We start from the raw sequence: 21,996 nt of genomic DNA, 5'->3' as shown, positions 1-21,996 counted from the left end.
TGAGCCAGACCCCACATCACCCCGGTCATGCCCGCAACGGGCCGCTTAGGGATATCGACCATATGCAATGGATTTTGACACTGTTGGGCCTGGCACTCGGCTGGGTGGTGGAAGAGTCGTTTGCCGACGCGCTGATCGGTGCGCTGGTGGGGCTTGGCATCGCCCAGTCGTTTCGACTGGGACGCCTGGGTATCCAGGCCGCCAAGCAACAGATCCTGCTGCAAGATGCCCAACGCAGCTTGCTCACGCTGGAAGCGCGTCTGGCGGTGCTCGAACGCGGCAACGTGGCCGAACCGAGTGAACCGGCTCCAGCACCGGAAATTGTCGTTGCCCAAGCGGCGAAGCCCGAGGCGCGCACCGAGCCGGAGCTCATCTGGCAGCTGCCGCCAGAACTCGAACCAATCCCCGCGATGGCCACCCAGGCCAGCCAGCCGTTGCCCGATGACGTTTGGAAACCCGCGCCCGAAACATCCAGTCGGCGCGCAACCCGCGACTTCGAACCTCTGCCCCTGGAACCGAGGACTACCGAGCCGACGGCCCCTCGCGGTCCGAATCTGATCGATCGTGCCTGGACGGGCGCGCGCAACTGGCTGTTCGGCGGCAACACCGTGCTGCGGGTCGGCGTGGTGCTGTTGTTCCTCGGCCTGGCCTTCCTGCTGCGCTACGCCACTGAAGGCATGGTAGTGCCGATCGAGTTGCGTTACGCCGGCGTCGCGGCCAGTGCCTTGGGCCTGTTGGGCCTGGGCTGGTGGTTGCGCCACCGCAACAGCAACTATGCGTTGATGTTGCAGGGGACGGGGATCGCGGTGCTGTACCTGACCGTGTTCGCCGCCATGCGCCTGCACCCGCTGCTCGATTCCAAGGCTGCCCTGGGCCTGTTGGTTGCAGTCACGGTGTTTTCCGCGATCCTGGCCGTTACCCAGAATGCCCTGGGGCTGGCGGCAGCTGCCGCACTGGGCGGCTTCGCCGCGCCGATCCTGACCTCCACCGGCAGCGGCAACCATGTCGCGCTGTTCAGCTATTTCATCCTGCTCAATACCGGCATCTTCGCGATTGCCTGGTTCCGCGCCTGGCGCCTGCTCAACCTGATCGGCTTCGTCGGCACCTTCGGCATCGGTTTCGCCTGGGGCCTGCGCTCCTATACACCGGAACTGCTCTGGAGCACTGAGCCGTTCCTAATCGTGTTCTTCCTGATGTACCTGGCGATCGGGTTGCTGTTCACCCGGCGCAAGTTGCTGGAATTGAGCGATGCGCCTGAAGATGACAGCCGCCAAGCGCTGCTGCGCTGGTCGGCGCGCAAGGGCGACTATGTGGACGGCAGCATGCTGTTCGGTCCGCCGCTGGTGGGCTTCGGCTTGCAGTTCGCGTTGGTGCAGCATCTGGAATTCGCCGCCGCCTTCAGCGCCCTGGCCCTGGGCATGATCTACATGGGGCTGGCCCGCGTATTGATGGGCGGGCGCGCTGTATTGCTGGCCGAAACCTGCCTGGCCCTGGGCGTGATTTTCACCAGCCTGGCGATTCCCCTTGGCCTCGACGCCCGTTGGACTGCCGCAGCGTGGGCGGTGGAAGGCGCCGGGATCTTCTGGCTCGGCCTGCGTCAGCAGCGACCTTTTGCGCGAATCTTTGCCCTGTTGCTGCAATTGGGGGCGGCGCTGGCCTTCGTCAGCGAACTGCATAGCGGCGAAGGTAGCCTGCTGGAAGGTTCGTGGCTGGGCGCGTTGATGCTCGGTGGTGCCTTGCTGTTCAGCTTCTACCAACTGCGCAAGGCCGAGCCCGGGCACGCCGCAAGTTGGGAGCTGCGCGGGCAACCCGTGCTGGCGGTGCTGGGGCTTGGCTTCCTCTACCTGCTGGCACCGCTGTTTTTCTTTATTCATGGTACTGCCATCGCCTGGGCGTTGGCCGGGCTGGCGACGCTGGTCGTCGGCCTGCGCCTGCAATCACGCAGCTTCCTGTTTACCGCGTTCGCCGTGCAACTGCTCGGCGGTGCGCTGTTCCTGCTGCGTCTGCAAGGCGCCGAAGGCGATTCGGCGGCGGTGTTCAACGCCGGTTGGAGCGGTCTGCTCAGCGCCTCGTTGATCGGCCTGGCATTGATCGGCGGTATGTTGCTGGCGGCGCGCGACGACATGGTGCGCAACGATGTGCGCTTGCTGCGCGGCTTGTCGGTGGTGTTGCTGGCCGGGTTGGTGCTGATCAATCTCGCGGTACTGTTCGTGTTGCCCTGGCAAACGGCGAGCGGCGTGTGGGCGGCCAGCGGTCTGTTGATCATCTGGCTGAGCCTGTACCTGAAGCAGCGCGTGAGCTTTGTCTTTGGCCTGCTGCTGCAAGTGATTGGCGGTGCGGCTTTCCTGATGGCAGGGCCGGCGCTGCTGGGCTCGCTTGATGCCGAGGACCTGCGTCCCTTGGCCCACAGCGGATTCTGGACACCGCTGGTGCTGGGGCTGGCTGCGCTGGTGGGCGCATGGCGTCTGCAAAAGGCGCACGCGGCGCGGGAACTCGATGCCTTGAGTTTGCAGCGCCTGTCCGAGCTGCTGCTGATCTGGGGCGCTGGTTGGTGGGCGCTGGCGTGGGGCAGCGAAGTGCTGCGCTTTGCCCCGCAAAACCTGCAAGGCAGTTTGTTGTTGATTGTCGCGGCCGCCAGTGTGGCGGTGTGGAGCGTTTTGTCGCTGCGCTTGAAATGGCCGGCGCTGGGGTTACTGTGCACCTTGTTGATTCCAGCAGCAGGCTGTGTGCTGGTGGCGATCGGGCACAGCCGTTATCACCCGGCGGCGGATTTCGGCTGGCTGGCCTGGCTGGCGGTATTTGCCGTGCATTTCCTGTCGCTCAAGCGCCTGGCCGCGACGCTGCCGGCCCAGGCGCGCAGCACCGCCCATGTGCTCGGTTGCTGGTTGTTGATGGCGGTGCTGATGCTGGAGTTGCGTTACGGCCTGCTGTTGCTGTCCGAGCAGTACAATGCCTGGCGGTGGTTGGCGTGGGCGATCCTGCCGGGCCTCTACCTGGTGCTGATGGCCACGCCGCGTACCTTGCCGTGGCCGGTGTCGGCCCAACCGCGCGAATACCGCGTCTACGCGGCGGCGCCCATGGCACTGTTGATGCTCGGTTGGTTCTGGCTGACCAACACGTTCAGTGATGGCAACTCGGAGCCGCTGCCTTATGTGCCGTTGCTCAATCCGTTGGAACTGGGTCTGCTGTTCGCCTTGTTCGGTATCTATGTGTGGGCCCGCAATGCCGTGGAGCAAACGACGAACCGCTGGAGTCGGATCGGACAGGTCGCTCAGTTGATCGCCGGTGTGTCGCTGTTCGCGTTCTTCACCGCCCTGGTGATGCGCACTGCGCACCAGTGGATGGATGTCCCGTTCGAGCTGGATGCATTGCTTGAATCGATGTTCGTGCAGGCCGGATTGTCCATTGTCTGGACCCTGATCGCCCTGGGCCTGATGATTGGCGGCCACCTGCGGCATCGTCGCGAGGTGTGGCTGATCGGCGCGGCGTTGATTGCGGTGGTGGTGGCCAAGTTGTTCTTTGTCGAATTGAGTAACCGTGGTGGTCTGGCGCGGATCGTGTCGTTTATCGGCGTGGGCGTGTTGCTGTTGGTGGTCGGCTACTTTGCGCCGCTGCCGCCCAAACGCCCGGAGCCGGCCGTGGATGCCGAGCCGCCGATGCCTGTCAGTGAGGGAGTGTCATCTTGAGTCGCAAGTTGAGTCGAATCGGGCTGGGCGTGGTGGGATTGTGGGTGGCCATGTCGGCCGGGGCACAGGAACAACCGCAAGACTTCGCCCATCAGGTGCCGTTGGCCTTGAGCGGCGAGGGGCCGTGGTATCGCCTGGCGTTGCCGCTGGACGTGCAGTTGCAGGCGCGCCAGACCGACCTGAGCGACTTGCGGGTCTTCAACGCGGCGGGCCAGGCCCAGGCCTACGCATTGGTTCGCGAGTCGGCGCAGAGCCGGGAAAGTCGCACGCTCACCGATGTGAAATGGTTCCCGCTGTACAACGCCGCCGATGACAGCGAGCGTGCGCCCAGCGTGCGTGTGCAATCGAACGCCAACGGCACGCTGGTGGAAGTCCAGCCGTCCAGTCGGCTCGAGGCGGGCGAGGAAGAGTTGCGCGGCTGGTTGCTGGACGCCAGCGCGATCAAGGCGCCGTTGCAGCAACTGATCCTCGACTGGACCAGCGAGCGCGATGGCTTCCAGCGCTTCACCATCGAAGCCAGCGACGACTTGCAGCACTGGCAGTCGTGGGGCGAAGGCCAGATCGCCCGGCTGACGTTTGCCGATGAGCGGGTCGAGCAGCATGAGGTGAGCTTGCCGGGGCAGTCGGCGCGCTACTTGCGACTGCTGTGGGATTCGCCGTCCTCGGCGCCGGTGCTGACCTCGGCCCAGCTGCAAAGCGCCAGCCGCGAGAGTCTGCCGCTGCCGTTGGTCTGGTCGCAGCCGCTGGCTGGTGGCACGACCAAGGCTGGCGAATACACCTGGCAGTTACCCATGGGGTTGAACGTCGAACAGGTGCAGATCGAGTTGAGCCAGGCCAACACCCTGGCGCCGGCGACCCTGGCCGGTCGCCGCGAAAGCAGCCAACCCTGGCAGCCGATGGGCAGCGGTCTGCTCTATCGCCTGACCCAGAATGGCCTGGACGTGTTGCAAAACCAGCTGCAGCTGTCCGGCCAGACCGTTCAACAACTGAAGCTGACAGTGGACGAGCGCGGCGGCGGCCTGGGCGCCGAGGCCCCGGCCCTGCGCTTTGCCGTGCGTCCGACCCAGGTGGTGTTCCTGGCGCGCGGCGAGGGCCCCTGGCGCCTGGCGCTGGGCAGCTCGACAGTCAAGGCGGCCAGTTTGCCATTGACCACGCTGGTGCCCGACTACAAACCTTCGCGGCTGGCGACGTTGGGTACGGCGACGGTGAACGGCACGGCCACGTCGACCCCGAGAGTCGAAACCACGCCTGCGCCCGTCGAGACCAATTGGAAAAAAATCGGCTTATGGGCGGTCTTGCTGCTGAGTGTGCTGTTCCTCGCAGCGATGGCGTTCAGCCTGTTGCGCAAGCCACCGGTCAAATCCTGAAATGCAAACCGAGTTGTCTGCTTCGCGAGCAAGCCCGCTCCCACAGGAATCCGCGTTCCAATGTGGGAGCGGGCTTGCTCGCGAAAGCGGTCTCCCTGCCACCTCAAAATCACGAGCAACCGCCACCCCGTGAACTCAATCCTCCATATCCCGTCTCATAGGAGGAATTAACTCCCGACTCGCGCTAAACTGCGCGGGTTTTCCGCCCCCTATTCTTCGGAGCCGTCCATGTCCCGCGTTACCTTGAGTCGCTATTTGATTGAGCAGACCCGCAGCAACAATACCCCTGCCGATCTGCGCTTTTTGATCGAAGTGGTGGCGCGTGCGTGCAAGGAAATCAGCCACGCCGTTTCCAAGGGCGCGCTGGGTGGTGTCCTTGGCAGCATGGGCACCGAGAACGTGCAGGGCGAAGTGCAGAAGAAGCTCGACGTACTGTCCAACGAAATCCTGCTCGAAGCCAACGAGTGGGGCGGTCACCTGGCCGGCATGGCGTCCGAGGAAATGGACAATGCCTACCAGATCCCGGGCAAGTATCCCAAGGGCGCCTACCTGCTGGTGTTCGACCCGTTGGACGGCTCGTCGAACATCGACATCAACGCGCCGGTCGGCACCATCTTCTCGGTACTGCGTTGCCCGAACGAGTACCTGAGCCAGAACGAAGCGTTGAACGAAAAGGCCTTCCTGCAGCCAGGCACCGAACAGGTCGCCGCCGGCTATGCCATCTACGGGCCTCAGACCATGCTGGTGCTGACCCTGGGCGACGGCGTGAAAGGCTTCACCCTGGATCGCGAAATGGGCAGTTTTGTCCTGACCCATGAAGACATCACCATTCCTGAGACCACCCAGGAGTTCGCCATCAACATGTCCAACCAGCGTCACTGGGAAGCCCCGGTACAACGCTACGTCAGCGAGCTGCTGGCCGGCGAAGAAGGCCCGCTGAAGAAGAACTACAACATGCGCTGGGTCGCCGCGATGGTTGCCGATGTGCACCGCATCCTGACCCGTGGCGGCTTGTTCATGTACCCGCGCGACAGCCGCGAGCCATCCAAGCCGGGCAAACTGCGCCTGATGTACGAAGCCAACCCGATGTCGTTCCTGGTGGAACAGGCGGGCGGCGCTTCCACCGATGGCCACCAACGCATTCTCGACATCAAGCCTGAAGGCCTGCATCAGCGCGTAGCGGTGTTCCTCGGCTCGAAGGAAGAAGTGGCGCGCGCCACGGCCTACCACAAGGAATAAATCATGGCCGAGCCCTGGCAGCCGTTGCTCGATTGGTGGTTTGGCACAGCCGAAAAACCAGATGAGATCGCGGCTGACAAGGGCAAGCTATGGTTCGGCAAAGGCCATGATCGCCAGGCGCAAGAGCGCTTCGGTGATCAGGTCGAGCAGGCACTGGCCGGCGGATTGACCGATTGGGCGCAACGCCCGGAAGGTTGGCTGGCCTTGGTGCTGCTACTGGATCAACTTCCGCGGATGATCTATCGCAACACCCCCGAAGGTTTTTCCGGCGATCTGCGTGCCCAAGCGCTGGTAGCACAGGGACTGGCGGCGGGTTTCGACCGGCAACTCAAGCCCATCCAGCGCGTATTCATTTATCTGGTACTCGAACACTGCGAAAACCTCGCGGTGCAGAACGAAGCCGTGTCGCGGTTCATCGACCTGGTCCGGGAGCAACCGGAGGCGCAGCGGGCGGTGTTTGAAGACAACCTGGATTATGCCGAACGGCATCAGAAGATCATTGCCCGGTTTGGACGCTTCCCTCATCGCAATGCGGTGCTTGGGCGTGAGTCTACGGCTGAGGAAGTGGAGTTCTTGAGCAGGCCTGGGTCCAGGTTCTAGTGAGTTGTTAAGGACCGCTTCGAAGCAATCGCTGCATTAGCAGGGTCGGCAAGCTCTTGCGGTTATCGGCGATGATATGGATATAGATCGTTTGGCCCCGCACCTCATAAATGATTCGGTTCATCCCTGACAATATCTGCCGGTACTGACCGAGATTGAGCCTTTCGATTTCTTCTGGAATCGATCCTGCGTAAGGCAAGGTCTCCAAATGACGGATCGCCGTCTTCAGGCTGGCGTAAGTGCTTTGCCATGTCTGGAAAGAAAACCGACCGATGAGATAGGCGCGAAGCTCTTTAAGATCTGTTTCGGCTGACTGAAGAATGACGATCTTCAACCTCATTGGTCGTCCGCCTTGTCCAGCTCGCCGAAGACTTCTTCTATTTCCCTGAATTTACCGTTTTCAATTTCTTGGTTGCCCATCGCCAGCAGCTTTAGCAACGCCATGGTGTCTTCTTGTTCTTCAAAACTTTTTACATCCATGACCACGAGCTTGGCTTCACCGTTTTGGGTGATGATCAACGGCTCTCTGCTCTCTGTGATGCTCTTGACGATTTCGGCGGTATGGCTCTTCAAATAGCTGATGGGTTTGATTTGTGATGAGAGTTTCATGGTGCGGGGCCTCGAAAGAATGAACGGACTGAGTTTAGTCTTAATTCAGTCTTTCGTCAGGGTGTCGGTCTGATTTCTGCTGAGGGCTGATGCCGCTATCGCGGACAGCTCGCTCCCACAGTAGAGTGCGGTCAACTGTGGGAGCGAGCTTGCTCGCGATGGGTCTTGAGAGCGCTAGATCCGGAAACTACCCACCAATTGCTTCAACCGCGCCGCCTGCTGTTCCAAGTCGGAACAGGCACGCAAGGTGGCCTGCAGGTTTTCCACGCCTTCCTGGTTCAGGGTGTTGATCTCGTTGATGTCGACGTTGATCGATTCCACCACGGCGGTCTGTTCTTCGGTGGCGGTCGCCACGGACTGGTTCATGCCGTCGATTTCGCCGATGCGCTGGGTCACGCTGCCCAGGCGTTCGCCCGCCTGGTTGGCGATGCCAACGCTGCTTTCGCTCTGACGCTGGCTGTCGGTCATGGTCAGCACCGCTTCCCGCGCGCCGACCTGCAACTCTTCGATCATCTTCTGCACTTGCTGCGCCGAATCCTGGGTACGGTGGGCCAGGTTGCGCACTTCATCGGCAACCACCGCGAAGCCGCGACCGGCTTCACCGGCACGGGCGGCTTCGATGGCGGCGTTCAGGGCAAGCAGGTTGGTCTGCTGGGAAATGCTGGTGATCACTTCCAGGATCTGGCCGATGTTCACCGTGTTGCTGTTCAGGGTTTCGATGTTGCCGCACGAATCGCTGATCTTGGCCGACAGCTGCTGCATGGCGGTGATGGTTTTATCCACCACTTGCTGGCCGTCTTCGGCCAGGTTGCGGGCTTCACTGGAATGCTGCGAGGCGAGGGCGGCGTTCTGGGCGATCTCCTGGGCGGCGGCGCCGAGCTGGTTGATGGCCGCGGCCACGCTGCTGGTCCGCGAGGCCTGCTGGTCGGAGTTGTACATCGACGAGTTGGACGCGCTGACCACCCGCAGGGCGACTTCGTTGACCTGGCCGGTCGCCGAAGCCACTTCGCGGATCGAAGTATGGATACGCTCGACGAAGCGGTTGAACGATGTACCCAGCGCACCGAATTCGTCCTGGCCATGAATGGTCAGGCGCCGAGTCAGGTCGCCTTCGCCTTCGGCGATATCGTGCATGGCGCGGCCCATGGTCAGCAGCGGTTGCATCAGCACCCGGATCAGCATGCCCAGGAGGGCGATGATGAACACCACGGCGATGATCATGGCGATCAGTGCCGAGGTGCGAAATTCGCTGAGCATCGCCAGTGCGGTGTCTTTATCGAGTACCAGCGCCACGTACCAGTTGGCTCCGGGCACGCCATTGACCTGGGTAAAGGAGATGAATTGAGTCTTGCCGTCGAGTTCGACTTCCTTCAGGCCCGGGCCGATTTGCGGCGCGCCGTTGGGGTAGGCCTCGGCGAGCGTCTTGAGGACGCGCTTGCTGTCGGGGTGGATCAGGATCTTGCCGTCGGCGCTGACGATGAAAGCATGGCCATGGCCGCCGAAGTTCAGCGAGTTGATGATGGCGCTGACGCTCGACAGGTCGATGTCTGCGCCGGCCACGCCGATCATTTGGTTCTGCCGCTGTACCGGCGTGGCAACGGTGATCACCAACTTGCCCGACGAGGCCGCGATGTAGGGCTCGGTGACGATGGTCTGCTGGGCGCTATTGGCAGCCTTGTACCAGCCACGGGCGCGCGGGTCATAGTCGGCGGCACGATTACCGGCCGGTATCGAGAACATCACACCGTCGGTACCGCCGAAATAGCTGAGCTGGAAATTACCGGTGTAGGCCGGCAGGCCCACGGCGCGTTTCAGGCTTTCGGCACTGTTTCCGTCGATGGCGATTTGCTGGGCCAGCGATTGCAGCAATTGGATTCGGCCTTCGACCCATGTCTGGATATTGCGACTGGTCAGGTTGCCGAGTTCCTGCATGGACGTCTCGGTGCTGGTGTTGAGACTTTGTCGTTGACGATAGTCGTTGAACAGGATGAAACAGGCGAATGCGATGGCCACCACAAGGGCGGCAGCCAGCAGGATTTTGTGGCTGAATTTCATGTTTCTGGTCATTAAGAACGCTACCGCGTAGGGACGGGTCAGGAAGGGCTGCCAATTTGCCATAGTGCAAGATTTTGCGCTGTTACTTTTTATCGGCGCAAAAGCCCGTCCCATCAGGCGTGAAGGGGTCGCTCCCGACGAAAGGCACGACCGCGTCACAAACCGGTTGATTTCCGATGAAACACCGCTGCACAGCCAATAAATACCAGGGGCACGAGGGAACCAGACAGGGGTTTTCTCTTCTAAGGATCAGGTTGGCACCCTGCCACCTCCCTTCTGCTCCAGGAGTTACACCATGTCGCTGCGATCCATCGCCCTGCTGTTTGTGTGCGTCGTCTTGACCGCATGCAGCAAGGTCAACCAGGAAAACTATTCGAAGCTGTCGGCTGGCATGCCCAAGGCCGAAGTCGAAACGTTACTGGGGAAACCGACTGATTGTTCGGGCGCGCTCGGTATGTCCAGCTGCACCTGGGGCGACCAGAAAAGCTTTATCAGCGTGCAGTATGCCGGTGACAAAGTGTTGATGTTTTCCGGCCAAGGCCTGAAGTAACCTGAAGTAAACCGGGGCCAAGCGCCCACGGGAGAAAAAAATAATGATGCGGTTAGTTTTTGTGCTTCTGGCTGGCCTGGTATTGGCCGGCTGTGCCTCTTCTGGCGTAGACCCGTTGGCGCCCAAGACAGTCAACAGCGTCAATCTCAAGCGGTACCAAGGGACCTGGTACGAACTGGCCCGCCTGCCGATGTACTTCCAGCGCAACTGCGCGCAATCCGAAGCGCATTACACCCTCAAGCCTGACGGCAACATGGACGTATTCAACCGCTGCCTGACTTCCGACTGGAAATGGGAAGAGGCCAGGGGCACGGCTTACCCGCAAGTGCCGGGTAAAACCGACAAGCTCTGGGTCGAATTCGATACCTGGTTCTCGCGGATCCTGCCGGGCGTGGCAAAAGGGGAATATTGGGTGTTGTACGTCAGCGACGACTACAAGACCGCCATCGTCGGCGACCCGAGCCGGCGCTACATGTGGTTGCTGTCCCGCACGCCGACGGTGAAGGTGGATGTACGTGAAGAGCTGCTGAGCAAGGCCCGCCAGCAGGGCTATGACACGACGCGGTTGGTCTGGCGCGCATCGGACCGGCAGATGGCGAAGACTTCGGACTGACTGACACCCGAAAACCATGTGGGAGCGAGCTTGCTCGCGATGAGGCCTTTACCTTCAACATCGATGTTGATTGAAAGTCCGCTATCGCGAGCAAGCTCGCTCCCACATTGGTATCTGCCTGATGATTTTTAGGATCAGCCCAGCAGCTCGCGCAACACCTGGGTGAACGCCCGTGCGCTTTCCTCTTCGCCAGCATGGCGCCCATCGCGCACCACCCACTTGCCACCCACCATCACATCCCGCACCTGGCGATCGCCACCGGCGAACAGCCAACGATTGAGAATACCGTCGCCGTTGGCCGTGGCCAGGTACGGATCGTTGCCATCAAGCACCAGCCAATCGGCGCGTTTGCCTACTGTGAAAGCACCGATGGGTTGTCGCAGGGCCTGGGCGCCACCGTCCAGCGCGGCGTCATACAGCGTGCGCCCGACCATCGGTTGGTCCGTTCGATACAACCGGTTGCGCCGCTGGTCTCGCAAACGCTGGCCGTATTCCAGCCAACGCAACTCTTCCACCACACTCAACGACACATGGCTGTCGGAGCCGATGCCCATCCGCCCTCCTTGGGCGAGGAAGTCCACGGCCGGGAAAATCCCGTCGCCGAGATTGGCTTCAGTGGTCAGGCACAACCCGGCAATCGCCCGGCTCCTGGCCATGAGGCTGACTTCCTGGGGGTTGGCGTGCGTTGCGTGGACCAGGCACCAGCGCTGGTCGACTTCGGTATTTTCGTACAGCCATTGCAGCGGCCGCGCGCCACTCCAGCTCAGGCAATCGTCGACTTCCTTTTGCTGTTCGGCGATGTGGATGTGCACCGGGCAATGCGGATCGCTGGCGGCCAGTACGTCCTTGATCTGTCCGGGCGTCACGGCGCGCAAGGAGTGGAAACACAAGCCCAGCGCCTGATTGGCTTGCCCGGCCAGGACGGGTTGCAAGCGCTCCTGAAGTTTCAGGTAGTTCTCGGTGCTGTTGATGAACCGGCGCTGCCCCTCGTTGGGCGCCTGGCCGCCGAAGCCGGAATGGCTATAGAGCACCGGCAGCAACGTCAGGCCGATGCCGGCGGCGCTGGCGGCGTGGCTGATGCGCAGCGCCAGTTCGGCCGGGTCAGCGTAGGGCGCGCCGTCGACGTCATGGTGCACGTAGTGGAATTCGGCGACCGAGGTGTAGCCGGCCTTGAGCATTTCGATGTACAGCTGGCGGGCGATAATGCCGAGTTGCCCGGGGCTGATTTTCCCGACGAGGCGGTACATCAGGTCACGCCATGTCCAGAAGCTGTCGTTGGGGTTGCCGGCCACCTCAGCCAGTCCGGCCATGGCCCGCTGGAAAGCATGGGAATGCAGGTTCGGCATGCCTGGCAATAGCGGGCCGTCCAGTCGTTCGGCGCCGTCTGCGTGGGCGTCGGCCTGGATGTGGGTCAGGATGCCGTTGGCGTCGACCTCAAGACGTACATCATTGGCCCATCCACTAGGCAGCAGCGCGCGTTCGGCAAAGAAGGCGGACATGATTGACCCTCATCTGTGAAATTTGTATATACATATACAGACGTTTGCCTGGCCGGTAAACTCCGGCAAGCTAGCCACCTAATTTGCAGAACAGGGAACCGCCGTGCCGACTCCGCCTGCCAAACCGCCGCTGGCCGCAACCATGGGTGACAGTCCGGCGCCCTTGTACGCCCGCGTCAAACAGATGATCACCCAGCAGATCGACAGTGGAAACTGGCCGCCGCACTATCGCGTGCCGTCGGAAAGCGAACTGGTCAGTCAGTTGGGCTTCAGCCGCATGACCATCAACCGTGCCCTGCGGGAAATGACCGCCGATGGCCTGTTGGTGCGCATGCAGGGTGTCGGCACGTTCGTCGCCGAGCCCAAGAGCCAGTCCGCGCTGTTCGAAGTGCACAACATCGCCGATGAAATCGCCTCCCGGGGTCATCGCCATACCTGCAAGGTCATTACCCTAGAAGAGGAGGCCGCCGGCTCCGAACGTGCCCTGGCCCTGGATATGCGCGAAGGCCAGAAGGTCTTTCACTCGCTGATCGTGCATTTCGAGAACGACATTCCCGTGCAGATCGAGGACCGTTTCGTCAATGCGCTCGTGGCGCCCGACTACCTCAAGCAGGACTTCACCCAGCAAACGCCTTACGCTTACCTGAACCAGGTCGCGCCGCTGACCGAGGGGGAGCATGTGGTCGAGGCGATCCTGGCCGAGCCGAGCGAATGCAAGCTGTTGCAGATCGAGCGGGGCGAGCCGTGCCTGCTGATTCGCCGTCGCACCTGGTCCGGGCGCCAGCCGGTGACCGCCGCGCGCCTGATCCATCCGGGCTCCCGCCATAGCCTGGAAGGACGCTTTCACAAATGAGCCGGCTGAAGGTTTTACGCGCCGCCGACTACCCACGCATGCCGTGGAAAAACGGCGGTGGCAGCACCGAAGAAATCACCCGCGATGCAGGCGCCGGCCTGGAAGGTTTCGGTTGGCGCCTGTCGATCGCCGATATCGCTGAGTCGGGCGGTTTTTCCACCTTCGCCGGTTACGAACGGGTCATCAGTGTCTTGCAGGGTGACGGCATGACGCTGAATGTCGATGGCCAGGCCACGCGGGCATTGCATCCGCTGGACCCGTTTGCGTTCAGCGGCGAAAGCCATGTGCACTGCACCTTGCTGGGCGGGCCGATCCGCGATTTCAACCTGATCTATGCGCCGCAGCGTTACCGCGTGCGGTTGCAGTGGATGGGTGGGCAGCAGCATTTTCTCAGCGAGGCGGGGACGGTGTTGGTGTTCAGCGCGGCGCCGACGCTGAGGGTCAATATTGACGAGGCGGTCCAGACGCTGGGGCTTTATGACTGCCTGCAACTGAGCGGCAACACCGGGCTGTTGGAGATCACCACCCACGGCCAATGCTGCGTGATCGAGCTGACGGCCCACTAAGTCGCCTGGCGATAGCGCTTTTGTGGCGAGGGAGCTTGCTCCCGCTCGACTGCGCAGCAGTCGCAAAATAGGGGCCGCTACACCGAAGCGTCGGACCGGCCCAGCGGGAGCAAGCTCCCTCGCCACAAAAAGCCTTTCATTGTTCCTTCTGCACGCACCAACTTGTTACCGAACGCCCCAGCGTGGCGCAATACCACGCTTTTATGCCCCTCCGACTGACCCCTGAAAAATCCTTTACAAAAATTTCATGCAACTCGGCAGCCCTTCAATCACAGGGCTTTCAGCCAACTCCCCAGCTGTTTATGAACATCGCCTCGGACAAGTTGGCCGCTTGATTGCATATGCTTGTACATACAAGTAAAGACGTATGCGTATGAGTCGCCTGCATTCAACGCAACGTTCGCTGAATCACTGCCCACCGCCCGGGCTGGTCTGGATTGATCGCTGAGGAGTTTTTGCTGTGACCGACGCTACCCGCAAACCTGAAAAATACCGTGACGTTGAAATCCGCGCGCCTCGCGGTAACACGCTGACCGCCAAGAGCTGGCTGACTGAAGCGCCGCTGCGGATGTTGATGAACAACCTCGACCCGGAAGTGGCGGAGAACCCGAAGGAGTTGGTGGTCTACGGTGGCATCGGTCGCGCGGCGCGCAACTGGGAATGCTACGACAAGATTGTCGAAAGCCTGACCAACCTGAATGACGACGAAACCCTGCTGGTGCAATCCGGCAAGCCGGTGGGCGTATTCAAGACCCACAGCAACGCTCCTCGCGTACTGATCGCCAACTCCAACCTGGTGCCGCACTGGGCCAGTTGGGAGCATTTCAACGAACTCGACGCCAAGGGCCTGGCCATGTACGGCCAGATGACCGCCGGCAGCTGGATCTACATCGGCAGCCAGGGCATCGTCCAAGGCACTTATGAAACCTTCGTCGAGGCTGGTCGCCAGCATTACGATTCCAACCTCAAGGGCCGTTGGGTCCTGACCGCAGGCCTGGGTGGCATGGGCGGCGCGCAACCCTTGGCCGCGACCTTGGCCGGTGCGTGCTCGCTGAACATCGAATGCCAGCAGGTCAGCATCGATTTCCGTTTGAAAACCCGCTACGTCGACGAACAAGCCAGAGACCTCGACGACGCCTTGGCGCGCATCGAGAAATACACTGCCGAAGGCAAGGCGATTTCCATCGCGTTGTGTGGGAACGCGGCTGAAATCCTGCCGGAAATGGTCCGTCGTGGTGTGCGCCCGGACATGGTCACCGACCAGACCAGCGCCCACGATCCGCTCAACGGTTACCTGCCGGCCGGCTGGACCTGGGACGAATACCGCGCCCGCGCCAAGACCGAACCTGCTGCCGTGGTGAAGGCCGCCAAGCAATCGATGGCCGTTCACGTCGAAGCCATGCTGGCCTTCCAGAAAATGGGCGTACCGACCTTCGACTACGGCAATAACATCCGCCAGATGGCCCAGGAAGAGGGCGTCGAGAATGCCTTCGACTTCCCGGGCTTCGTTCCGGCGTATATCCGCCCGCTGTTCTGCCGCGGCATCGGCCCGTTCCGCTGGGCCGCGCTGTCGGGTGACCCGCAGGACATCTACAAGACCGACGCCAAGGTCAAGGAACTGATCGCCGACGACGCTCACCTGCACAACTGGCTGGACATGGCCCGCGAGCGCATCAGCTTCCAGGGTTTGCCTGCACGTATCTGCTGGGTTGGCCTGGGCCAGCGCGCCAAGTTGGGCCTGGCCTTCAACGAGATGGTGCGCAGCGGTGAGTTGTCGGCGCCGATCGTGATCGGCCGCGACCACCTGGACTCCGGCTCCGTCGCCAGCCCGAACCGTGAAACCGAATCCATGCAGGACGGCTCCGACGCCGTTTCCGACTGGCCGCTGCTCAATGCCTTGCTCAACACCGCCAGTGGCGCGACTTGGGTGTCGCTGCACCACGGTGGTGGCGTCGGCATGGGTTTCTCCCAGCACTCGGGCATGGTGATCGTCTGCGACGGCACCGACGAAGCGGCCGAGCGTATCGCCCGCGTACTGCATAACGACCCGGGCACTGGCGTCATGCGTCATGCCGATGCGGGTTACCAGATTGCCATTGATTGTGCGAAGGAGCAGGGGCTGAACCTGCCGATGATCACCGGCAAGTAATCCCGGATCCCTTGTGGGAGCGAGCTTGCTCGCGATAGCGGTGGATCAGTACCGGTTCCGTCTACTGACACGCCCTCATCGCGAGCAAGCTCGCTCCCACAGGGTGCGGCGCAAATGAATCCGAGAACAATCCACAGAGGTTGAACCATGGCTGTCACCAGCACACGCGATAGCAGCAAGCCGTTGATCGAGAAACGTTCGATCGACTACATCCCGGAAGCGGAGCGACACGGTCGGTTGTTGAGCCAGTTCACCCTCTGGATGGGGGCCAACCTGCAGATCACGGCAATTGTCACCGGCGCGTTGGCGGTGGTGCTTGGCGGTGATGTGTTCTGGTCGTTGATCGGTCTGCTGATCGGCCAGGTGCTCGGCGGTGGCGTCATGGCCTTGCATGCCGCGCAAGGGCCCAAGCTGGGCCTGCCGCAGATGATCTCCAGCCGGGTGCAGTTCGGTGTGTATGGCGCGGCCATCCCGATCGTGCTGGTGTGCCTGATGTACCTGGGTTTCACCGCCACGGGAACCGTGCTTTCCGGCCAGGCGCTGGGCCAGTTGTTTGGTGTCAGCGACAGTCTCGGCATTCTCATTTTCGCCAGCGTCATCGTGCTGGTGACGGTGCTCGGTTACCGGGTGATTCACTTCATTGGCCGGGTCGCCAGCGTCATTGGTGTGATTGCCTTTGTCTACCTGTTCGCTCGCCTGATCAGCCAGACGGACGTTGGCGCGCTCTTGCAAATTCGCCATTTCAGCTGGAGCAGTTTCCTGCTGGCGGTGTCGCTCGCGGCCTCCTGGCAGATCGCCTTCGGCCCCTACGTGGCTGACTACTCGCGGTACCTGCCGAGCAAGACGTCCTCGGTGAAAACCTTTTTCGCCGCCGGCGCGGGTTCCGTCATCGGCGCGCAGGTGGCGATGATCCTCGGCGTGTTTGCCGCCGCTTCGGCCAACGGGCAGTTCGCCGGTCACGAAGTGGCCTACATCGTAGGCCTGGGAGGCACGGGCGCCACCGCTGCGCTGCTGTACTTCAGCATCGCCTTTGGCAAGGTCACCATCTCCACGCTGAACTCCTACGGCAGCTTCATGTGCATCGCGACGATCATCAGCGGTTTCCGCGGGCACCTGAACGTAACGCGCTTGCAGCGTCTGGTCTTCGTGCTGGTCATCGTCGGCGCCGCGACCCTGATCGCGCTGCTCGGCCAGCATTCGTTCCTCGGCGCGTTCAAGTCTTTCATCCTGTTCTTGCTCGCATTCTTCACGCCGTGGAGCGCGATCAACCTGGTGGACTACTACTGCATCACGCGCGAGCGCTATGACGTGCCGGCACTGAACGACCCGAACGGTCGCTACGGTCGTTGGAACGCCCTCGGCATCAGCGTCTACGTCTTCGGTGTATTGGTTCAGTTGCCGTTCATCGCCACCAAGTTCTATACCGGCCCGTTGGTGAAAGCCATGGGTGGTGTGGATATCTCGTGGATCATCGGTCTGGTGGTCCCGGCGGCGTTGTATTACCTCATCGCCAGAAAGTGGCACAGCGCAGTACCCGATCAATTGATCCTGCCGGTCGAGCAGGACGCGGTTGACGCACAACCGAGCAGGGCGGGCCGCATCCAAGCGGTCTGATGGGACGTTGACAGGGCTGGATGCCTCTTGACTGCCGTAAGCCAATCCAACTGATTAGGAGCGTCACACAATGAAATCGAACAAGACCCTGCTGACCGCATTGCTTGCCATGGGCCTGCTGGCCAGCGCTGGCGCCACGCAAGCGGCCGGCTGGTGCGAGTCGGGCAAACCGGTGAAGTTCGCCGGCCTGAACTGGGAAAGCGGCATGCTGCTGACCGACGTGATGCAAGTGGTGCTGGAAAAAGGCTACGGCTGCAAGACCGACAGCCTGCCAGGCAACTCCATCACCATGGAGAACGCCCTGAGCAGCAACGACATCCAGGTGTTCGCCGAAGAGTGGGTCGGCCGCAGTGAGGTGTGGAACAAGGCCGAGAAGGCCGGCAAGGTGGTCGGCGTCGGTGCCCCGGTGGTGGGCGCGATCGAAGGCTGGTACGTGCCGCGCTACGTGGTCGAAGGCGATGCCAAGCGCAAGCTCGAAGCCAAGGCCCCGGGCCTGAAGAATATCGCCGACCTGGGCCAGTACGCCGCCGTGTTCAAGGATCAGGAGGAACCGTCCAAGGGCCGCTTCTACAACTGCCCGGCCGGTTGGACCTGCGAGCTGGACAACAGCGAAATGCTGAAAAGCTACGGCCTGGAAAAAACCTACACCAACTTCCGTCCAGGCACCGGCCCGGCCCTGGATGCGGCAGTGCTGTCGAGCTACAAGCGTGGCGAGCCGATCCTGTTCTACTACTGGTCGCCAACACCGCTGATGGGCCAGGTCGACCTGGTGAAGCTCGAAGAAAAACCGGGTGTGGATAAAAGCGTGAGCATCAAGGTCGGCCTGTCCAAGACCTTCCATGACGAAGCCCCGGAATTGGTGGCAGTGCTGGAAAAGGTCAACCTGCCGATCGACATCCTGAACCAGAACCTCGGGCGCATGGCCAAAGAGCGGATCGAGTCGCCGAAACTGGCGAAGATCTTCCTGAAGGAACATCCTGAAGTCTGGCATGCCTGGGTCAGCGAAGACGCTGCCAGGAAAATCGACGCGGCTCTGTAGGTCGAATATTTCCCGGCCAACCGTGGGGCTGGCCGGGACGTTCACCGCATCCACCTGATCGAGAGTCTCTTATGTTTCCCGAAAGCTTTACCTTCTCCATCGCCGACTGGGTCAACGGTTGGGTCGACTCCCTGGTGACCAACTATGGCGATGTGTTCCGGCATATCTCCGACACGTTGCTGTGGGCCATCGTCAACCTTGAAGGTCTGCTGCGCATGGCCCCCTGGTGGCTGATGCTGGCGATCGTCGGCGGTGTCGCCTGGCATGCCACCCGCAAGGTCGTGGCGACGGCGGTGATCGTCGGCCTGTTGTTCCTGGTGGGCGCGGTGGGCCTGTGGGACAAACTGATGCAGACCCTCGCGCTGATGCTGGTAGCGACGCTGATTTCGGTGCTGATCGGGATTCCGCTGGGCATTCTCTCGGCGCGCAGCAATCGCCTGCGTTCGGTGCTGATGCCCCTGCTGGACATCATGCAGACCATGCCAAGCTTCGTGTACCTGATTCCGGTGTTGATGCTGTTCGGCCTGGGCAAGGTCCCGGCGATCTTCGCCACGGTGATCTACGCCGCGCCGCCCTTGATCCGCCTGACCGACCTGGGCATCCGCCAGGTTGACGGCGAAGTCATGGAAGCCATCAACGCCTTTGGCGCCAACCGCTGGCAGCAGCTGTTCGGCGTGCAACTGCCCCTGGCCCTGCCGAGCATCATGGCCGGGATCAACCAGACCACCATGATGGCCCTGTCGATGGTGGTCATCGCCTCGATGATCGGCGCCCGTGGCCTGGGTGAAGATGTACTGGTCGGCATCCAGACCCTCAACGTCGGGCGCGGCCTCGAAGCCGGGCTCGCCATCGTGATTCTCGCCGTGGTCATCGACCGCATTACCCAGGCCTACGGTCGTCCTCGGCATGAGGTGAGCAAATGAGCAACGCAGCCGTCAGCAAGATCGAAGTCAGGAACGTCTTCAAGATTTTCGGCAACCGGTCCAAGGAGGCCCTGGAGCTGATCCGTCAAAACAGGACCAAGGACCAGGTCCTGGCCGAAACCGGCTGCGTGGTCGGCGTGAACGACCTGTCGCTGAGCATCGGCACCGGTGAGATTTTCGTGATCATGGGCCTGTCCGGTTCCGGCAAGTCCACTTTGGTTCGCCACTTCAACCGGTTGATCGACCCTACCAGCGGCGCGATCCTGGTGGACGGCGAAGACATCCTGCAACTGGACATGGATGCCTTGCGTGAATTTCGTCGACGCAAGATCAGCATGGTGTTCCAGAGCTTCGGCCTGCTGCCCCACAAGAGCGTGCTGGACAACGTCGCCTACGGCTTGAAAGTGCGCGGCGAAAGCAAGCAGGTCTGCGCCGAACGGGCGTTGCACTGGATCAGCACCGTGGGCCTGAAGGGCTACGAGAACAAATACCCGCACCAGCTCTCCGGCGGCATGCGCCAGCGCGTCGGCCTGGCCCGGGCGTTGGCGGCGGATACCGACATCATCCTGATGGACGAGGCGTTCAGCGCCCTCGATCCGCTGATCCGCGCGGAAATGCAGGACCAGTTGCTGGAACTGCAAAAGACCTTGCACAAGACCATCGTCTTCATCACCCACGACCTCGACGAGGCCGTACGCATCGGCAACCGCATCGCGATTCTCAAGGACGGCAAGCTGATCCAGGTCGGCACGCCACGGGAGATCCTGCACTCGCCGGCGGATGAGTATGTCGATCGGTTTGTGCAGCGCAGGGCGGCAGTGGTGTAAGGCTGTGGTGGCTGGCGCGCTTCTGTGGCGAGGGAGCTTGCTCCCGCTCGAGTGCGTAGCGCTCGCAAGATTTTGGGGCCGCTGCGCGGCCCAGCGGGAGCAAGCTCCCTCGCCACAAAGGCAGTGCTTTAGCCAGGTGTGTTGCTGAAAAGAATTTCCCATGAGGTTGAAGATGTCCCAGGCTGAAAAAATCATCATCATCGCCGACGCCCCGCTGCGCTGGCAGGACGTGGTCGCCGTCGCCCGCTTCGGCGCTGTGCTGGAGCTATCGGCCCAGGCCTGGGCGCGCATCGACAATGCCCAGGCCATCGTCCAGCGCATCGTCGAAAGCGGTGAACGGGCCTATGGCGTCAACACCGGCCTGGGCGCCTTGTGCAATGTCTCGCTCAAGGACGAACAGCTCAGCCAATTGTCGCGCAACACCTTGCTTAGCCATGCCTGTGGCGTCGGCCCCGCGCTGTCCGATGAGCAGACCCGGGCGATCCTCTGCGCGGCCATTCTCAACTACAGCCAAGGCAAATCCGGCATCCATCGCCGGGTGGTCGAGGCCTTGCTGGCGCTGCTCAATCGCGGCATCACGCCGCAAGTGCCGTCCCAGGGTTCGGTGGGCTACCTGACCCACATGGCCCACATCAGCATCGCGCTGCTGGGCGTCGGCGAGGTCAGCTTTCGCGGGCAGGTCGTCTCGGCGCAGCAGGCGCTGGCCGCAGAAGGTCTGCAACCGGTGCAACTGGGGGCCAAGGACGGTTTGTGCCTGGTCAACGGCACGCCGTGCATGACCGGCCTCAGTTGCCTGGCCCTGGCCGATGCGACGCGCCTGGTGCAGTGGGCCGATGTGATCGGTGCCATGAGCTTCGAGGCCCAGCGCGGGCAGATCGCCGCGTTCGATGCCGAGATCATCGCGCTCAAGCCGCACCCCGGCATGCAGCAGGTGGGCAGTAACTTGCGGGCGCTGCTCGATGGCAGCGAAGTCATCGCTTCGAGCCTGGGCATCCGCACCCAAGACGCCTTGAGCATCCGCTCGACTCCGCAAGTGCATGGCGCCGCTCGTGATCAGTTGGAGCATGCCCGGCAACAGATCGAAACCGAACTCAACGCCGCTACCGACAACCCGCTGCTGCTGGGTACGCCGGACAATTTCCGGGTCGTGTCCCAGGCCAACCCTCATGGCCAGTCGGTGGCGCTGGCGGCTGACCTGTTGGCGATCGCCATGGCGGAAATCGGCTCCATCGCCGAGCGTCGCCTCGACCGTTTGATCAACCCGCACGTCAGTGGGCTGCCGGCCTTCCTGGTGGCCAATCCCGGGGTGAATTCGGGGATGATGATCGTGCAATACGTCGCCGCGTCACTGTGCGCGGAGAACAAGCAACTGGCGCAACCGGCGGTGCTCGACAATTTCGTCACCTCCGGGTTGCAGGAAGACCATTTGAGCATGGGCACCAACGCGGCCCTGAAGCTGCACCGGGCGCTGGAAAACTGTACGCAGATCCTCGCCATCGAATACCTGCTGGCGGCCCAGGCCTTTGAGTTTCTCAAGGCGCAGCGTTTTGGCGCTGGCACCGACACCGCCTGGAAGCTGCTGCGCGAGCGCGTCCCGGCCTACGACCAGGATCGCTGGCTGGCGCCGGACATCGCCAGCGCCGCCGGGCTGCTCAGAGATCCGAATGTGCTGCACCACGTTCTACCGAATTTGAATTGATCAAAAAAACGCCAGCGTGCCAAGGCACCTGTAGCCCACAAGGCATCGCCCAAAAGGCGAAGGTGACGGATAACGGAACATTCCGGAGCGACTGGCGGGTAAAAACAA

General features: G+C 62.0%; 18 protein-coding genes. 14 read left to right on the top strand and 4 right to left on the bottom strand.

Features of this window, described 5'->3' with window-relative positions; translation table 11 throughout:
- Positions 1–62 precede the first annotated feature (62 nt).
- From J3P89_RS26490 to J3P89_RS26475, 4 genes are all read left to right on the top strand, one after another.
- Entirely contained in the window at positions 63–3,686 is a 3,624-nt protein-coding gene (locus tag J3P89_RS26490) for a DUF2339 domain-containing protein (RefSeq protein WP_434696144.1), read from the top strand.
- A 50-nt stretch (positions 3,687–3,736) separates the two neighbouring features.
- Complete coding sequence (locus tag J3P89_RS26485; RefSeq protein WP_434698061.1) at positions 3,737–5,053, top strand: DUF3999 domain-containing protein; 1,317 nt, start codon at positions 3,737–3,739, stop codon at positions 5,051–5,053.
- A 228-nt stretch (positions 5,054–5,281) separates the two neighbouring features.
- Positions 5,282–6,292 (top strand): class 1 fructose-bisphosphatase, encoded by a 1,011-nt coding sequence (locus J3P89_RS26480; RefSeq protein ID WP_030141457.1) that lies wholly within the window; start codon positions 5,282–5,284, stop codon positions 6,290–6,292.
- Between the two features lie 3 nt (positions 6,293–6,295).
- Positions 6,296–6,892 carry a DUF924 family protein gene (locus tag J3P89_RS26475; RefSeq protein WP_434696143.1) on the top strand — a complete coding sequence of 199 codons (597 nt, stop codon included), beginning with the start codon at positions 6,296–6,298 and terminating at the stop codon, positions 6,890–6,892.
- A 7-nt stretch (positions 6,893–6,899) separates the two neighbouring features.
- Here J3P89_RS26475 and J3P89_RS26470 read toward each other — a convergent pair whose 3' ends face one another.
- From J3P89_RS26470 to J3P89_RS26460, 3 genes are all read right to left on the bottom strand, one after another.
- Positions 6,900–7,232, bottom strand: coding sequence for a type II toxin-antitoxin system RelE/ParE family toxin (locus J3P89_RS26470; RefSeq protein WP_434696142.1), 333 nt, complete (start codon positions 7,230–7,232; stop codon positions 6,900–6,902).
- Positions 7,229–7,501: a type II toxin-antitoxin system Phd/YefM family antitoxin gene (locus J3P89_RS26465; RefSeq protein WP_434626496.1), complete on the bottom strand. Its 273-nt coding sequence runs from the start codon at positions 7,499–7,501 to the stop codon at positions 7,229–7,231. Before J3P89_RS26465 ends, J3P89_RS26470 begins: the two co-directional genes overlap by 4 nt.
- Positions 7,502–7,675: 174 nt before the next feature.
- The gene (locus J3P89_RS26460) at positions 7,676–9,568 is read right to left on the bottom strand and encodes a methyl-accepting chemotaxis protein (protein WP_434696141.1); all 1,893 of its coding nucleotides are present in this window, start codon (positions 9,566–9,568) and stop codon (positions 7,676–7,678) included.
- 283 nt (positions 9,569–9,851) lie between these two features.
- On the opposite strand from J3P89_RS26460, the gene J3P89_RS26455 reads away from it, so the two are divergent.
- Positions 9,852–10,106 (top strand): hypothetical protein, encoded by a 255-nt coding sequence (locus J3P89_RS26455; protein ID WP_092328762.1) that lies wholly within the window; start codon positions 9,852–9,854, stop codon positions 10,104–10,106.
- Between the two features lie 43 nt (positions 10,107–10,149).
- On the top strand, positions 10,150–10,719 hold the full coding sequence (locus J3P89_RS26450; RefSeq protein WP_434570215.1) for a lipocalin family protein: 570 nt from the start codon (positions 10,150–10,152) through the stop codon (positions 10,717–10,719).
- Between the two features lie 134 nt (positions 10,720–10,853).
- Here J3P89_RS26450 and J3P89_RS26445 read toward each other — a convergent pair whose 3' ends face one another.
- Positions 10,854–12,218: a formimidoylglutamate deiminase gene (locus tag J3P89_RS26445; RefSeq protein WP_434696138.1), complete on the bottom strand. Its 1,365-nt coding sequence runs from the start codon at positions 12,216–12,218 to the stop codon at positions 10,854–10,856.
- 142 nt (positions 12,219–12,360) lie between these two features.
- On the opposite strand from J3P89_RS26445, the gene hutC reads away from it, so the two are divergent.
- The 8 genes from hutC (at position 12,361) to hutH (ending at position 21,888) form a co-directional block, all read left to right on the top strand.
- Entirely contained in the window at positions 12,361–13,071 is a 711-nt protein-coding gene (hutC, locus tag J3P89_RS26440) for a histidine utilization repressor (protein WP_305501386.1), read from the top strand.
- The gene (locus J3P89_RS26435; RefSeq protein WP_434696136.1) at positions 13,068–13,637 is read left to right on the top strand and encodes a HutD/Ves family protein; all 570 of its coding nucleotides are present in this window, start codon (positions 13,068–13,070) and stop codon (positions 13,635–13,637) included. The genes hutC and J3P89_RS26435 overlap by 4 nt, the downstream gene beginning before the upstream one ends.
- A 460-nt stretch (positions 13,638–14,097) precedes the next feature.
- Entirely contained in the window at positions 14,098–15,786 is a 1,689-nt protein-coding gene (gene hutU, locus J3P89_RS26430) for a urocanate hydratase (RefSeq protein ID WP_434696134.1), read from the top strand.
- 147 nt (positions 15,787–15,933) lie between these two features.
- Positions 15,934–17,400 (top strand): purine-cytosine permease family protein, encoded by a 1,467-nt coding sequence (locus tag J3P89_RS26425; protein ID WP_305497402.1) that lies wholly within the window; start codon positions 15,934–15,936, stop codon positions 17,398–17,400.
- A gap of 70 nt (positions 17,401–17,470) precedes the next feature.
- Positions 17,471–18,439, top strand: a complete 969-nt coding sequence (locus J3P89_RS26420) for an ABC transporter substrate-binding protein (protein WP_434696131.1) — start codon at positions 17,471–17,473, stop codon at positions 18,437–18,439.
- Positions 18,440–18,510: 71 nt separating this feature from the next.
- On the top strand, positions 18,511–19,362 hold the full coding sequence (locus J3P89_RS26415; RefSeq protein ID WP_109752006.1) for an ABC transporter permease: 852 nt from the start codon (positions 18,511–18,513) through the stop codon (positions 19,360–19,362).
- On the top strand, positions 19,359–20,189 hold the full coding sequence (locus J3P89_RS26410; RefSeq protein ID WP_305497396.1) for a quaternary amine ABC transporter ATP-binding protein: 831 nt from the start codon (positions 19,359–19,361) through the stop codon (positions 20,187–20,189). Before J3P89_RS26415 ends, J3P89_RS26410 begins: the two co-directional genes overlap by 4 nt.
- A 172-nt stretch (positions 20,190–20,361) precedes the next feature.
- Positions 20,362–21,888, top strand: a complete 1,527-nt coding sequence (hutH, locus tag J3P89_RS26405; protein WP_434698060.1) for a histidine ammonia-lyase — start codon at positions 20,362–20,364, stop codon at positions 21,886–21,888.
- Positions 21,889–21,996 lie beyond the last annotated feature (108 nt).

Source organism: Pseudomonas sp. Z1-14 (assembly GCF_051132005.1).
In the GTDB taxonomy this organism is placed as follows: domain Bacteria; phylum Pseudomonadota; class Gammaproteobacteria; order Pseudomonadales; family Pseudomonadaceae; genus Aquipseudomonas.
The sequence above is the reverse complement of the archived record's forward strand: the minus strand, read 5'-3'. Positions and strand labels throughout refer to the sequence as shown.

Excerpts from the sequence above, each read along its gene's own strand:
- J3P89_RS26485 (WP_434698061.1), top strand. The coding sequence starts at position 3,737 with ATGTCGGCCGGGGCACAGGAACAACCGCAAGACTTCGCCCATCAGGTG.
- J3P89_RS26465 (WP_434626496.1), bottom strand. The coding sequence starts at position 7,501 with ATGAAACTCTCATCACAAATCAAACCCATCAGCTATTTGAAGAGCCAT.
- J3P89_RS26460 (WP_434696141.1), bottom strand. The coding sequence starts at position 9,568 with ATGACCAGAAACATGAAATTCAGCCACAAAATCCTGCTGGCTGCCGCC.
- J3P89_RS26470 (WP_434696142.1), bottom strand. The coding sequence starts at position 7,232 with ATGAGGTTGAAGATCGTCATTCTTCAGTCAGCCGAAACAGATCTTAAA.
- J3P89_RS26480 (WP_030141457.1), top strand. The coding sequence starts at position 5,282 with ATGTCCCGCGTTACCTTGAGTCGCTATTTGATTGAGCAGACCCGCAGC.
- J3P89_RS26450 (WP_434570215.1), top strand. The coding sequence starts at position 10,150 with ATGATGCGGTTAGTTTTTGTGCTTCTGGCTGGCCTGGTATTGGCCGGC.
- J3P89_RS26455 (WP_092328762.1), top strand. The coding sequence starts at position 9,852 with ATGTCGCTGCGATCCATCGCCCTGCTGTTTGTGTGCGTCGTCTTGACC.
- hutH (WP_434698060.1), top strand. The coding sequence starts at position 20,362 with ATGTCCCAGGCTGAAAAAATCATCATCATCGCCGACGCCCCGCTGCGC.
- J3P89_RS26490 (WP_434696144.1), top strand. The coding sequence starts at position 63 with ATGCAATGGATTTTGACACTGTTGGGCCTGGCACTCGGCTGGGTGGTG.
- hutC (WP_305501386.1), top strand. The coding sequence starts at position 12,361 with ATGGGTGACAGTCCGGCGCCCTTGTACGCCCGCGTCAAACAGATGATC.
- J3P89_RS26425 (WP_305497402.1), top strand. The coding sequence starts at position 15,934 with ATGGCTGTCACCAGCACACGCGATAGCAGCAAGCCGTTGATCGAGAAA.
- J3P89_RS26475 (WP_434696143.1), top strand. The coding sequence starts at position 6,296 with ATGGCCGAGCCCTGGCAGCCGTTGCTCGATTGGTGGTTTGGCACAGCC.
- J3P89_RS26435 (WP_434696136.1), top strand. The coding sequence starts at position 13,068 with ATGAGCCGGCTGAAGGTTTTACGCGCCGCCGACTACCCACGCATGCCG.
- J3P89_RS26410 (WP_305497396.1), top strand. The coding sequence starts at position 19,359 with ATGAGCAACGCAGCCGTCAGCAAGATCGAAGTCAGGAACGTCTTCAAG.
- J3P89_RS26420 (WP_434696131.1), top strand. The coding sequence starts at position 17,471 with ATGAAATCGAACAAGACCCTGCTGACCGCATTGCTTGCCATGGGCCTG.
- J3P89_RS26445 (WP_434696138.1), bottom strand. The coding sequence starts at position 12,218 with ATGTCCGCCTTCTTTGCCGAACGCGCGCTGCTGCCTAGTGGATGGGCC.
- J3P89_RS26415 (WP_109752006.1), top strand. The coding sequence starts at position 18,511 with ATGTTTCCCGAAAGCTTTACCTTCTCCATCGCCGACTGGGTCAACGGT.